The sequence below is a fragment of the Methylocystis sp. sgz306128 genome (assembly GCF_056032725.1).
In genome coordinates, this window is the sequence record NZ_JBVYWO010000003.1 from 68,849 (window position 1) to 82,000 (window position 13,152).

A 13,152-nucleotide genomic window follows, 5' to 3' on the forward strand; every position below is an offset into this window, starting at 1 on the left:
GGGAACGCTGTTCACCTATCTTCACATCGAACCTGCATTACATAGTCCACCAATTTGTTACGGCTGGATTCGAAGCTCATCATTGCGTGGCAGCAGTGCGCACATCTGCAACGCCCGAATCTGCCGATATGCGGGGCACGCTAATGGGTGGTCAGGGATTGGGGCTTGGCAGAAGCTTTGGAAATATAGCCTCCACGAGCAGTGCCACCAAGGCGAGCGCCACCGGATAGGCGAGCAGCAGGCCCTGTAGAATTATGAACACGGCAACCAGCAAAATTACAAAAGATCCGATCATCTTCTCGGATGTACTTTTAGCGAGCACAAAAAGAGCAGCTGCGGAGATTCCGTAAAGTGTCAGAAAATTCTGTCCTGCAAGTCGCAACATGTTTTCAATCCCGACCCAGCCAAGCGCGTCCGCACCTAACACAAGCAGAAGCGCGACGATGGTCGCCAACACCGCAGAAACCGGTCGGCCACTCCATGTCATCGACAAAAAGCGCGGAAGTTTTGCGTCGCGCGCAAGACCGAAGATCATACGTGAGACGCCCCATACGGCACCAGACAGATTGGCGAAGACGATCAGAGCCGCTGTCAAGGCCACAGCAAGCTCTCCGCTCTTCCCCAAAACCGGACGAACAATCGCAACGAACGGTGCCTCATAAACGCCTGCGATATCCGCCGACTGGCAAACATATGCGATGGCGACGTATAGCGCCGTAGCCAAACCGAACGACGCAATCATGGCCAGCGGATAATCGCGCTGGGGATTCTTGTACTCTTCGGCAATCCCGGCACCTACTTCCCAGCCCGTGAATGCGAAGAACAGCATCATGAAGGGCGAAAGTACGCGGGCCCAATCTCCATATTCGGGCCATGGCGATTTCAGCTTGGAAGAGCCAAACATCCCGGTCAATCCGATCGCCAGAAAAATAATGACGACAATAAGTACAAGGGAGGCAACAAAAGTCATGATCTTTGCCGCGCCTTCACCGGGCAGAACGTGAGGAACAAGTGAAAGCACGAGCAGTAGCGCCGCATAAACGTGCGGAGAACCGCCAAACTGACTGGAGAGATAATGACCGCCGGTCAAGGCAATAGCCGGCAAGCCGAAAGTGACCGCGCCAAGGAACAAAAAGGACGATACGCGGCTACCAAGCCTGCCAAATGCTCGCTCGGCATAGGCGGCTATTCCGCCAGCTTCTGGGTATCGGCGACCCAGCAAAATGAATACGCACAGCAAGGGAAACGCGGTCAGCGCACATATCAGCCAGGCAACAAAAGCAGCTGATCCCGAGGCCTTCACGGCCAAGCCAGGCAGCGTAAGCAAACCGGCGCCGATGACAATATTCAACAAAAGCGCCGTCCCGCGGCCGACGCCAAGCGTACGATTCAGAATTTCAGGCATGGTGACACTCCAGCGATCAACAATGAGATCTGGGTTCAAAATCGACACGCTGGAAGGCGATCAGGTATGTCGTACCCTCATCGAGCGCCTCAGAGCCATGCAGAGTCCCTGACGGCAGCAAGATGACATCGCCGGGTCTGCAAATCCGTTCTCCCTGCTCCCAGTAGAAGCGCAGCGATCCGCTCAATATTATGAGTGTCTCATCATTCGGATGACTGTGCCACGCATGCTCCTTGCCCGGCTCGTCGCGCTGCAATTCAATGCAACCCTGCCTGGGGAGGCTTGCCGCCACGAGCTCTGGCAGCTTCTCAGGATTTACTCTTCCGGCTTGAATTTCGATCATCAGCTTTAAACCCTCTCCTGTTGCAGCATTCGGAACGGACAGACGGGCCGTTCATTATTATCGTCAAGAAAATATTGTGAAAATTCCCGATTATCTGGATCGCCATACCGGCCCAGATTGGGCGAAGCAGAAATAAAATCGAAAGATGCCAGCCGCTCCCGAACATTAACGAGCATCCGTTTCGACACGTGATCATTTTCTATTATGTTGTCGAAAACCCACCGGGGCTGAAACGTTATCATAAAGGACGTCGAGCGGCGGCTTTGGCGAAGTACATGAGCTGGCGTATTGCACACAACAAAAAGGGGCTCTCCAGCAAATGAAAATTCCCATATATAGTTATCCAGCGCCTCAGGTATATCTGACGGCCAAGCGACCTTGTCCAGTTTGTGCAGATCCCTCAGAAGTGACCAAAAATCGATTATTGTAATTACTGATTGAGCACACCGGTTCTGGCCTGGAAAACACAACCAACGAAGTATTTTTACCGTAATTTCTAGCGCTTGAGACATATTGCCTTAGCGGTTCAGCCAAGTTACCCGCATTAAGCTGCTCAAGAAAAGAAAATCTAAGATGATTTGGTTTTAAGCCAACAATTCCAAATACACATGGAAACGGACGCAATTCGTTCAGCATTACTCCAACAAATTCTCCAAACAAAACTCTCTGCCAGCTATCAACGCCAAATTCACTTACGACCTGATATTTATCGTAATGTGATAATTTATCAGTTTCACATTCAATATTGCCCGCGAGCATTTACTATCTCCGCTGTTTATTCATTACAGCTGCGTAATAATTCATGCATTTCTGGCAATTTCTACTCTATAAATTGGCATCAATCTGCCAAACTGGCAGTTGCTACCGCAGCAGAGACTGAAAAATATATGCCGAAAGCAACAACAGGACAGACGGATGCGCGTCGCCTCACACAGTCCGATCAGAAAATTATTGCGCTCCTTCAGCAGAACGGAAGACGCTCGATTTCAGAGTTGGCGGCTATAACGGGATTGGCACGCGCCAGCGTCAGGGCGCGCATTCACGAGATGCGGGAACGTGGCATCATCGAAAGCTTCACGATTAAACTCGGAGCTTCCGGCGCGCAAACATCCGAAAGCGCTGCGGCTTTCTTCTTGCTGCGACTGAAACGGCCAGCCTGCCAACTGGTATATCGATCCATCCGGGGATGGCCGGAATTAATCGGCTGCTGGTCCATAGCAGGCGATCTCGACATGATTATTGCGGTGAGCTCAATTTCCAATACCGAAATTGATCGGTTGCGTGAAATTCTTGCGCGCCATCCTGAATGCGCAAACTTGCAGACAATGTCAGTTTTGCGCCAATGGTTCAGCAAATTGTCCTGCTGAGCAACCTCGGGAGCTCATGAAATTGGATCAGCCTGTCAATCAGCAGAGACGCTCGGAGCGCCCGCCGAAAGAACACAATATCGTCATCACGGGCGCAATACTGTTCTCAAGCCCATGCAGCGCAACTACGCGACCTGATGCTCTGATTGACACGAACTTTTATCCGGCTTTTCCCGAAAGGTTCAAAATTCTCCACCCTGACATCCTGCAAACCAACGGAGAAATAACCCTTTAAACGCTCACCGCTATACCTGCTCCACATGCACCACGCCGGGCAGGCTTTTCAGGGCGCCGGCCAGTTGCGGCGTCACGGGAATTTTATGCGGCAGCCGCAATTCAACCTCGGAGCGGTTTTGTTCTAGCATCAGGATCAGCGAGATATCGCCGCCGCCCCGCATGTCGCGCGCTTCCTGCCGCTGGCGGGCCAGACGTTCGGCAAGCTGCGGGAATATTTGCGCGTCGCGCACGAAAATGCGCAGCCCCATCTGCACCCGCTTGGCCGCCTGATCGAGCGGTTCGGCCTCAATGATGCGCGCCCGGACCTCATCGCCATCCAGCGAGCCATGCAGGTTGAGCAGCAGAACTGCACCCTTTTCCAGCATGTCGCGGTAGATGTTGAGTCCCTCCTGAAACAGGATGGCCTCATATTGTCCCGACGGATCGGATAAGGTGACAATACCCATCTTGTTGCCGGATTTGGTGCGCCGCTCCTGACGGTCAAGCACCGTTGCGGCCACACGCGCTGCAGAGGCCCCGCCCCGCACGGCCCGCACAAATTCGGCCCAGTTGCCAAGCTTGAACCGCTTGACCACGGCTGCGTAATCGTCCAGCGGATGACCCGACAGGAAGAAACCCACAGCCTCGAATTCCTTGCGCAGACGCTCGATCGGCTCCCAGCCTGCCACTTTCGGGATGGGAAGCGGCGCGTGGTCCTCCACCATGCCAAAGAGCCCGCTCTGTCCTGCAAGACGCTCAGCCTCGGAACGGTTGGCCAGCGCGAGCACCGGCTCTATCGCGGCATGCGCTCTGGCGCGGTCGGCCTCGAGTTCATCGAAAGCGCCGGCCGCGGCCAGACTTTCCAGCACTTTCTTGTTGACCTCGCGCGGATTGATTCGCCGCGCGAAATCGCCGAAATCCCTGAAGGGTCGCTCGCCGCGCGCCGCCACGATATGCGCCACCTGCGCTTCCCCGGCCCCCTTTATCGCCGAAAGAGCATAGCGGATCACCAGTTCCTCGCCGCGCGGATGCACGTCGAAATCCACGCCGGAATGATTGATCGAAGGCGGCTCGACCCTGATGCCAAGCCGCCGCGCCTCGTTGCGGAATTCGGCCAGCTTGTCGGTGTTGGATTTATCCAGCGTCATGGACGCCGCGAGGAATTCGACCGGAAAATTGGCTTTCAGATAAGCTGTCTGATAGGCGATGAGCGCATAGGCCGCGGCATGGCTCTTGTTGAAGCCGTAATCGGCAAATTTCGCCAGAAGATCGAAAATTTCATTGGCCTTGGTCTCCGAAATGTCCTTCTCCAGACATCCGCGCACAAAGCGGTCGCGCTGGGCGTCCATTTCGGATTTGATCTTCTTGCCCATGGCGCGGCGCAGCATGTCGGCTTCGCCGAGCGAATAGCCGGAGAGGTCTCGCGCGACCTGCATCACCTGTTCCTGATAAATGATGACGCCAAAGGTCTCCTTGAGGCCGGCCACCATCAGCGGATGCGGATAATCCGGCTCTTCCTCGCCGAGTTTGCGGGCGCAATAGGTCGGAATATTCGCCATCGGGCCGGGGCGATAGAGCGCCACCAGCGCGATGAGATCCTCAAACCGGTCGGCGCGCATTTCAATAAGCGCCTTGCGCATGCCCGCACTTTCCAGCTGGAACACGCCCACCGTCTCGCCGCGCCCAAGCATCTCGAAGGTTTTTTTGTCATTGATCGCTATGGCGGACAGGTCGATGTCTATCCCCCGCGCGCGGATGAGGTTTTCGGCGGTGGAAAGCACGGTCAGTGTTTTCAGGCCAAGAAAGTCGAATTTGACGAGTCCGGCAGGCTCCACCCATTTCATGTTGAACTGAGTGGCCGGCATGTCGGATTTCGGATCCTGATACAGCGGCACAAGTTCATTGAGGGGCCTGTCGCCGATGACGATGCCGGCCGCATGGGTGGACGCGTTGGAATAAAGCCCTTCCAGGGTCGCGGCTATTTTGAGCATCTGCTCAACCTTGGGGTCCGTGTCCGCCGCCTCGCGCAGCTTTGGCTCGGAGGCAATGGCCTGCGCCAGACTGACCGGCGCCGCCGGGTTCTGCGGCACCAGTTTGGCGAGCTTGTCCACCTGTCCGAGCGGCATTTCCAGCACACGCCCGACATTGCGCATCACGCCGCGCGCCAGAAACGAACCGAATGTGATGATCTGCGCCACGCGATCCGCGCCATAGCGGCGGCGCACGTAGGAAATAACCTCGTCGCGCCGGTTCTGACAAAAGTCGATGTCGAAGTCCGGCATGGACACGCGTTCCGGATTCAGGAAGCGCTCGAACAGCAGCGCAAACCGCAGCGGATCAAGGTCGGTAATGGTGAGCGCATAGGCAACCAGCGACCCCGCGCCTGAACCGCGCCCCGGCCCCACCGGTATGCCATGAGCCTTGGCCCATTTGATGAAATCCGCCACGATCAGAAAATAGCCCGGAAACTGCATCCGGACGATAACGGAAAGCTCGAAGGCAAGCCGCTGGCGATAGTCCTCGGCGCTCGCACCTTCGGCCATGCCATAGAGCCGCAGGCGCTGCTCCAGTCCGGCCTCGGCCTGCGCGGTAAGCGCCGCCACTTCATCGAGCGGCGTGCCGTCCTCGTTGGTGAAGCGCGGCAGAATGGGCTTGCGGGTGGTCGGGCGCATCGAGCACCGCTTTGCGATCTCAACCGTATTGGCGGTCGCTTCCGGCAGATCCGCAAATAAAGCAAGCATTTCCGCGCGGGTCTTGAATCGATGCTGCGGCGAGAGCTGGCGCCGTTCCGTCACTGAAACGAATGTGCCTTCCGCAATACAGAGCAAGGCATCATGGGCTTCATAGTCTGAGACAGCGCCAAAATATGCCTCGTTCGTCGCCACCAGCGGCAGTCCATGCGCATAGGCGAGATCAATCAGATCCGGCTCGACGCGCTGCTCGCTCTCAAGATTGTGGCGCTGCAGTTCTACATAGAGCCGGTCGCCAAAAGCAGAATGAAGCTCATTCAGCCGCCGTTCGGCAACATCCCGACGCTCCAGAGTGATGGCGCGGTCAACAGGGCCGGAAGGCCCGCCGGTTAAGGCAATCAAACCATCTGCATGACGCGCCAGCATGTCAAACGGCACATGCGGCTGATCTCCTGCCACCGGGTCGAGAAAGGCGGCGGAGCCAAGCTTCATCAGGTTATTGTAGCCCTCTTCCCGTGCAGCCAGCAAAACAATGCTGCCGCGTCCGACATGATCGCGGTCGAAGCGACGGCCAAAAACTTCGGCATCGCCAAAATCCACCATCAGTTGCACGCCGATGATCGGCTGAATGCCGATCTTGGTCATCTTCTCGGAAAATTCCAGCGCGCCGAACAGGTTGTTCGTATCGGTTATGGCCAGCGCCGGCTGCTCGTCGCCCTGCGCCAATTTCGACAGTTTTTCAATGGTCAGCGCGCCTTCCCGCAGGGAATAGGCACTGTGCACATGCAGATGCACAAACCCGACATCCTTGCGCGCGTTATCTCGACTCATGATCGCCTCCAGCCGTCAAAATAGGCTGGCGCTCTCCCAAAACCAACACAAATCACCGGGCTACGCACAGCAAGAAATGACGTCTAAAGACAGGGAAAAGGCAAACTGCGCCTGCCCGTCAATATACAGCAAATCTTCTAGCGCTTCTGCTTGTCATAGGGGTTGGCATTCTGGCGCAAGGTGATGCGGATCGGCACGCCGTAAAGGTTAAATGTATCACGCAAGCCATTGATCAAAAATCGCTTATAGGATTCAGGCAGCCCTTCGAGCTGATTGCCGAACACGACAAAATAGGGCGGGCGCGCCTTGGGCTGCGTCATATAGCGGATTTTGATGCGCCGTCCCGAAATAGCGGGCGGCGGTGTCTGGTCGATCGTCAGTCCCAGCCAGCGGTTCAGTTTTCCGGTTGAGATGCGGCGGTTCCAGGTCTCGTGCACCTTGATCACCGCTTCGAGCAATTTATCGAGTCCCGCGCCGGTGAGGCCCGATGTCGGCACCACGGAGACGCCGCGGATCTGCGGCAGCAGACGGTCGGCGTCTTCTTTGAGCTTGGACAGCGTCGAGCCCTTGGCCTCGATCAGATCCCACTTGTTCAGGCCGATGACAATCGCCCTGCCCTCGCGTGCGGCCAGATCGACGAGCGAGAGGTCCTGCTTCTCGAAGGGAATGGTCGCATCGAGCAGCACGATGACCACTTCTGCGAATTTTACAGCGCGGATCGTATCGGCCACAGCCAGCTTTTCCAGCTTTTCTTCCACCCGGCCCCGGCGACGCACGCCAGCCGTGTCAAAGACCTTGAGCTTCCGGTCACGCCAGACATGATCAATGCCGATGGAATCGCGCGTGATCCCCGGTTCCGGCCCCGTGAGAAGACGATCCTCACCAAGAATCGCGTTGAGCAGCGTCGATTTGCCCGCATTGGGCCGCCCCAGCACGGCGATGCGCAGCGGCTTGGTGATGTCGAGTTCCGTGCCGTCCTCATCCTCGCCGAATTCAAGCACCGGCGCTACATCGCCCTCTTCAGATTCAGGCTCGGCGGTCTCTTCAGGCAGGCGCTCCAGCAGCACGGTGTAAAGATCGGAGAAGCCGTCGCCATGCTCGGCCGACAGCGGCACAGGATCGCCAAGACCAAGGCCATAGGCCTCCATCACGCCGTTGCTGCCCTCGCGCCCTTCCGCCTTGTTCGCGATCAGAATGACCGGCTTGTCGGCACGGCGCACCAGACTGGCAAAATATTGATCCGACGGCGTCAGTCCCACCCGTGCGTCAATCACAAACAAAATGGCGTCGGCATCGACAATGGCCGCCTCGGTCTGGGCGCGCATGCGCCCCGACAGGCTTTCCTGCCCGCCTTCTTCCAATCCCGCAGTATCGATCACCTTGAAGCGCAGGTCGCCGAGCTTGGCATCGCCCTCGCGCCGGTCACGCGTCACGCCGGGCTGATCGTCGACCAGCGCAAGCTTTTTGCCGATAAGCCGGTTGAACAAGGTGGATTTGCCAACATTGGGCCGGCCAATGATGGCGAGAGTGAAAGACATAATTCAATACCTGACTTTTATTTGCCTGCCGCCGCGGCGGGACGTTCCGATTGCACCAATGCAAGAAACGCATCTGCACGCGCGCGAAGGCTCTGCGGGGCTTCCGGGTCTGTCACGATCGTATCGAACCAACGACCAGCATTAACATAATCCTTGGCTTTCAGTGCACTTAAGCCAAGAAGCTCGCGTGCAGAATTACGAAACGGGCTGGTGCCCTCGGCCAACGGGGCCAATTTCTTCTGCACATCGGCAGCGCTCAGCGTATCGACGGACAGATAAACCGATTGCAGCAAAGCAACATCGCGAAAGGCGGGGTCTATACCGGCATCGGCGGCCAGCGCCTCATAAGCCTTGGCTCCTGCAGCCGCATCCTTCGCGCCCATGCTGGCGGCAAGCTGGAACCGCGCCAGCAGCGCATAACCTGCCGGGCCGCTCGCCTGCAATTTGCCCAGAGCCGTCTGCCCGTCCTCCACCTTGCCGTCCCTGATCAGGGTCATGGCGGCCTCATATTGCGCCCCTGCGGCTTCCGCCTGCTTGGTCTGCCAATATTCATAGCCGCGGAACGCAGCGGTCCCCAGCACGATCAGAACCGCCAGCCCATAGACAAATATGCTGTACTTGCTCCAGAGGCGCGCGGCGTTCTCGCGGCGGACGTCTTCATCGACTTCACGAAAAATATCGGACATGGGCCTTCCAACTGCTGGTCATGACGCAGGGACGACTGCGCCGCGCGCGCCATCTCTGCATGAGTTTATAAGGACATAGACCACACCCGGCACAAAAGGCAAGCCGAACTACGGCCGCGCCCATCATAAGGCCTGATGAACAACCTGCCCGCCCACCATCGCCATGCGCACAACACCCTGCAGGCGGGCTTCATCGAAGGGCGAATTCTTGGCGCGCGAATGCAGCCGGAGCGCATCGACGACATAGGGCTCATCCATATCCAGACGGATAAGATCTGCGGGCGCGCCCTTGGCCAGACGCCCCTGTGGCAAGCTGAGAATGCGCGCCGGCGCGTCGGACATGGCCTCGAACAGGCGCGTCAGGCTCAGATCTCCGGAATTGACCAGCCGCAATCCGGCGGAAAGCATGGTTTCCAGCCCGATAGCGCCAAAGGCCGCCTCAGCAAAGGGCAGACGCTTGGTTTCAACATCCTGCGGATCGTGATCGGATACGATCACATCGATCAGCCCCGAGGCCAGAGCGGCGACGAGCTGCTGGCGCACCTCCTCGGTGGGCAGGGGCGGATTGATCTTGAGGAAGGTGCGATAGCCGCCGATGTCGTTTTCATTGAGCGTGAGATGATTGATGGACACACCGCAGGTCACCGGCAGGCCGGCCTCTTTGGCCCGGGCGATCACCTCAAGCGATTTCGGGTTGGTGACGCACATGGCATGATAGCGCGCACCGGTCAGCTCGACGAGGCGCATGTCGCGTTCGAGCAGGATGGTTTCCGCTTCCCATGGCATGCCAGTCAGGCCAAGACGGGTGGCCCATTCGCCCTCGCCCATCACACCGTCGCCGCGCAGCGATTCATCCTGTGCAAAATGCAGCACCAGCGCATCGAAATCGCGGGCATAGGTCATGGCGCGGCGCAGCACGCCCGCGCGCTGGATGCTTCTGTTGCCATCGGTGAAGGCTATCGCCCCGGCCTCCTTGAGCAGACCGATCTCTGCGATTTCCCGCCCCTCCAGCCCCTTCGTGAGGGCACCGGCGGGGTAAATGCGCATGGCGGCATGGTCATGGGCGCGGCGCAGCACATAATCGACAATGGCGGGATCATCGACGCAGGGCTCGGTATTGGGCATGGAGAGCAGCGAGGTCACACCGCCGGTCAGCGCCGCACGGCTGGCGGAGGCCAATGTCTCGCGATATTCCGAACCGGGCTCGCCGGTGAAGGCCTGCATGTCGATAAGCCCCGGAGCAACAAGATCGCCGCGGCAATCCATCAGTTGCAGATCGTCGGCCATGCTGGCGGCGTTGATATGCGGGCCGAAATCCGTGATCAGACCGTCGCGCACCAGCACGCCGCCCTGGCTGCCATCCGGAAAGCGGGCATTGACGAGCGTGATCATGCGATGCCTCCGCCGGGCAGGTGCTGGCTCAGGGCCTCAAGAACCGCCATGCGAACGGCAACGCCCATTTCCACCTGCTCGCGGATGAGGCTCTGCGCGCCATCGGCGACATCGGATGCAATCTCGACACCCCGGTTCATCGGGCCGGGGTGCATGACCAGCGCATCTGGCTTTGCCAGCGCCAGCCTTTCCGCCGAAAGCCCCCAGAACCGGAAATATTCGCGGCTGGACGGCACAAAAGCGCCATTCATGCGCTCGCGCTGCAGGCGCAGCATCATGATGATATCGGCATCGAACAAGGCCTTGTTCATATCCTGAAAAACCTCGACGCCCAGCTCGCCTATGCCTGCAGGCAAAAGCGTCGAAGGCCCGACGACGCGCACGCGCGCGCCCAGCGCATTGAGCAGAATGATGTTGGAACGCGCCACGCGCGAATGCAGAATGTCGCCGCAGATCACGACATTCAGCCCGCCGATACGCCCCTTGTTGCGCCGGATGGTGAGCGCATCGAGCAAAGCCTGCGTCGGATGCTCATGCGCACCGTCCCCGGCATTGATGACGGAGCAATCGACCTTGCGTGCCAGCAGATGCACGGCGCCCGCCGCCGAATGGCGCACGACGATCAGATCGGGCCGCATGGCGTTCAGCGTCATGGCCGTATCGATCAGCGTCTCGCCCTTTTTGACCGAGGAATTGGCAACCGACATATTCATCACATCCGCGCCAAGCCGCTTGCCGGCCAGCTCAAACGAAGCCTGCGTCCGGGTGCTGTTTTCAAAAAACAGATTGATCTGCGTGCGCCCGCGCAGCACGGCCCGCTTTTTTTCGACCTTGCGGGACACTTCGACGGCATCATCGGCCATATCGAGCAGCAATTCGATATCCGGGCGCGACAGGCCCTCGATGGACAGAAGATGACGATGGGAAAATTGCGGACGGCTCATAGCCCCGATCTATAAAGACAGTGCAGAGCCGCCGCAAGCCGTGACAAATGCGGATGCACAATTTGCAAAGAAAAAGGCCCCGGAAAACCGGGGCCTCTCAAAGCTTACGCTTCGCTCTTCAGATCAGAAGGAGCGGATCACGCGGAAGTCGACCTGGAAGTCGTCAGACTTGGTAGCCCCGACGAACTCGGAGAGATTCGACACCTTGTCCTCATAGCGGATGTAGGTGGTGTCGATACCAAATTCGAGACCCTTGACCGGGGTCCATTTGGTCACCTGACCGATAGCCCAGACATTATAATTGAACGCACCGCCGACAAAGGTCACAGGAGTAACAGACGGATTTACAGCAACGCCGCTGAACAATGTACTGTTATTAGCATAGCGCACCTGACCATAGCTGCCGCCGATAGCGGTCGAGACCGTCGGCGTCCAGTTGTGCACGAGGTCGACAATCACGTTCCAGCCGGTCTGACGATGACCGTCGACATAATCCACCTGCGAATTGGTGGTTCCCTCGAAGTTGGCGTCGTTAAACCCGCCAAAACGCTGGTTGGAACGTGTAAACCCGCCCCATGCCAAAGCATTCTGCTCATAGTTAGCCTGAAGGCCGAGCACGTCGCCAGCAGCCAGCATCGGCAGGTTGATCTTGGTGTAAGCACCAACACCCCAACCATTGGCGGTCTTGTTGCTCTGACTAATGATGCTGTAGTACTGGGCATTGTGATAGCCGGCATCGATGCCTGCTTCACCCCAACCCTGCTTGACAGCCAGTTCGCCCACGACGTCCGGAGCGCGGCCACCGTTAACAGTCGGCTGCAAGAAGCCGTTATCTTCCAAAACAGGCACGCCAGCGCGGTTGCCGACCGAATCTTCAATACCGATGGTCGCCGAGAAGCCGCCGCCGAAGGCTGCTGTGTACCACAGGCCGTTGGCCTTGAAGTCCGGGTTGAACATGGCATGGTTGTAGCCAGATTCAACATGGTTGAAGATGGTTTCCTTGCGACCGGCGGTCAGGCCGGCGAAGGTCAGGTAAGCGGTGTCAATGTAAGCCGACAGATTGCCGTTGAACGAGTTCGAAGCACCCGAGTCAGCTTCATAGCCGATGTGGGTGGTCAGGTCGCCGTAGGAGGTCTTGGTGACGGTGTCGACAGTGATTTCAACGTCGGTCGAGATATCGAAAGCATTGGCCGAACGGTACAGCGCATTCGAGGACTTGATGTTCTGGCCGCGAGCGTCGACTTCAACGTAGCCGCCGACCTTCAGGCAGGTGTCCGAACCGGGAATGTAGAAATAGCCAGCGCCAGCAGCGTCGCAAACCTTGACGTACTGAGCCGGTGCAGCCTTCTTCGAAGGAAGGTCAGCAGCATGCGCGGAAACAGCAGCCACGAGAGCGGCAGCCGATCCGAGAAGAATGCTCTTGGTGAGAGTCATAAAAAAACCTCCAGTTAAAATAAATTTCGGAACCTGTTTTCATCCCCCCGAGAGAGAATGTCCTCATCCCCAATTACTTATTCAAAAATAATATAGGCCAAGCCCCAAACTGGAACGGGTCCCCCCGCTCGCTGTCGAACATTGCTTCAAGTGCCTCTGCGTCGCAACCATGAAATAGGGCAAAGACGGCCATCAGGCTGCCTTTTTCAGGCCATGTTGCAGAAAAGTCACGGCTTCACGACAAGCCGGAGTCACATTGCCCCATGATGAGGTCAATCGTAAATAATTTGTAAAAACAACAGGCTG

The 13,152-nt window shown here is 57.7% G+C and carries 11 protein-coding genes; 1 reads left to right on the forward strand and 10 read right to left on the reverse strand.

What is annotated here, in order from left to right; genetic code table 11:
* Positions 1 to 151: 151 nt before the first annotated feature.
* The 4 genes from AC0N03_RS06360 to AC0N03_RS06375 are packed head-to-tail and all read right to left on the reverse strand — an operon-like array spanning position 152 to position 2,507.
* The gene (locus tag AC0N03_RS06360) at positions 152 to 1,405 is read right to left on the reverse strand and encodes an APC family permease (protein WP_474287776.1); all 1,254 of its coding nucleotides are present in this window, start codon (positions 1,403 to 1,405) and stop codon (positions 152 to 154) included.
* Between the two features lie 16 nt (positions 1,406 to 1,421).
* On the reverse strand, positions 1,422 to 1,748 hold the full coding sequence (locus AC0N03_RS06365) for a cupin domain-containing protein (RefSeq protein ID WP_474287777.1): 327 nt from the start codon (positions 1,746 to 1,748) through the stop codon (positions 1,422 to 1,424).
* A 5-nt stretch (positions 1,749 to 1,753) separates the two neighbouring features.
* Positions 1,754 to 2,218 (reverse strand): YqcI/YcgG family protein, encoded by a 465-nt coding sequence (locus tag AC0N03_RS06370; protein WP_474287778.1) that lies wholly within the window; start codon positions 2,216 to 2,218, stop codon positions 1,754 to 1,756.
* Complete coding sequence (locus AC0N03_RS06375; RefSeq protein WP_474287779.1) at positions 2,100 to 2,507, reverse strand: YqcI/YcgG family protein; 408 nt, start codon at positions 2,505 to 2,507, stop codon at positions 2,100 to 2,102. The genes AC0N03_RS06370 and AC0N03_RS06375 overlap by 119 nt, the downstream gene beginning before the upstream one ends.
* A gap of 128 nt (positions 2,508 to 2,635) precedes the next feature.
* Between AC0N03_RS06375 and AC0N03_RS06380 the strand changes: the two genes are divergently transcribed.
* A complete protein-coding gene (locus tag AC0N03_RS06380; RefSeq protein WP_474287780.1) occupies positions 2,636 to 3,115 on the forward strand; it encodes an Lrp/AsnC family transcriptional regulator in 480 nt (159 codons plus the stop codon).
* A gap of 245 nt (positions 3,116 to 3,360) precedes the next feature.
* Here AC0N03_RS06380 and dnaE read toward each other — a convergent pair whose 3' ends face one another.
* The 6 genes from dnaE to AC0N03_RS06410 all read right to left on the reverse strand — a co-directional run bounded on the left by dnaE (position 3,361) and on the right by AC0N03_RS06410 (position 12,846).
* Positions 3,361 to 6,852 (reverse strand): DNA polymerase III subunit alpha, encoded by a 3,492-nt coding sequence (gene dnaE, locus AC0N03_RS06385; protein ID WP_474287781.1) that lies wholly within the window; start codon positions 6,850 to 6,852, stop codon positions 3,361 to 3,363.
* Between the two features lie 137 nt (positions 6,853 to 6,989).
* Complete coding sequence (der, locus tag AC0N03_RS06390) at positions 6,990 to 8,390, reverse strand: ribosome biogenesis GTPase Der (protein ID WP_474287782.1); 1,401 nt, start codon at positions 8,388 to 8,390, stop codon at positions 6,990 to 6,992.
* Positions 8,391 to 8,407: 17 nt separating this feature from the next.
* The gene (locus tag AC0N03_RS06395; protein ID WP_474287783.1) at positions 8,408 to 9,076 is read right to left on the reverse strand and encodes a tetratricopeptide repeat protein; all 669 of its coding nucleotides are present in this window, start codon (positions 9,074 to 9,076) and stop codon (positions 8,408 to 8,410) included.
* A 123-nt stretch (positions 9,077 to 9,199) separates the two neighbouring features.
* Positions 9,200 to 10,468, reverse strand: a complete 1,269-nt coding sequence (gene pyrC / locus AC0N03_RS06400; protein ID WP_474287784.1) for a dihydroorotase — start codon at positions 10,466 to 10,468, stop codon at positions 9,200 to 9,202.
* On the reverse strand, positions 10,465 to 11,412 hold the full coding sequence (locus AC0N03_RS06405; protein WP_474287785.1) for an aspartate carbamoyltransferase catalytic subunit: 948 nt from the start codon (positions 11,410 to 11,412) through the stop codon (positions 10,465 to 10,467). The genes pyrC and AC0N03_RS06405 overlap by 4 nt, the downstream gene beginning before the upstream one ends.
* A gap of 123 nt (positions 11,413 to 11,535) precedes the next feature.
* Positions 11,536 to 12,846: a porin gene (locus AC0N03_RS06410; RefSeq protein ID WP_474287786.1), complete on the reverse strand. Its 1,311-nt coding sequence runs from the start codon at positions 12,844 to 12,846 to the stop codon at positions 11,536 to 11,538.
* Positions 12,847 to 13,152: the final 306 nt, after the last annotated feature.

Coding starts and splice junctions, on each gene's coding strand:
- AC0N03_RS06360 (WP_474287776.1), bottom strand. CDS start 1,405: ATGCCTGAAATTCTGAATCGTACGCTTGGCGTCGGCCGCGGGACGGCG.
- AC0N03_RS06365 (WP_474287777.1), bottom strand. CDS start 1,748: ATGATCGAAATTCAAGCCGGAAGAGTAAATCCTGAGAAGCTGCCAGAG.
- AC0N03_RS06375 (WP_474287779.1), bottom strand. CDS start 2,507: ATGCTCGCGGGCAATATTGAATGTGAAACTGATAAATTATCACATTAC.
- AC0N03_RS06380 (WP_474287780.1), top strand. CDS start 2,636: ATGCCGAAAGCAACAACAGGACAGACGGATGCGCGTCGCCTCACACAG.
- dnaE (WP_474287781.1), bottom strand. CDS start 6,852: ATGAGTCGAGATAACGCGCGCAAGGATGTCGGGTTTGTGCATCTGCAT.
- der (WP_474287782.1), bottom strand. CDS start 8,390: ATGTCTTTCACTCTCGCCATCATTGGCCGGCCCAATGTTGGCAAATCC.
- AC0N03_RS06395 (WP_474287783.1), bottom strand. CDS start 9,076: ATGTCCGATATTTTTCGTGAAGTCGATGAAGACGTCCGCCGCGAGAAC.
- pyrC (WP_474287784.1), bottom strand. CDS start 10,468: ATGATCACGCTCGTCAATGCCCGCTTTCCGGATGGCAGCCAGGGCGGC.
- AC0N03_RS06405 (WP_474287785.1), bottom strand. CDS start 11,412: ATGAGCCGTCCGCAATTTTCCCATCGTCATCTTCTGTCCATCGAGGGC.
- AC0N03_RS06410 (WP_474287786.1), bottom strand. CDS start 12,846: ATGACTCTCACCAAGAGCATTCTTCTCGGATCGGCTGCCGCTCTCGTG.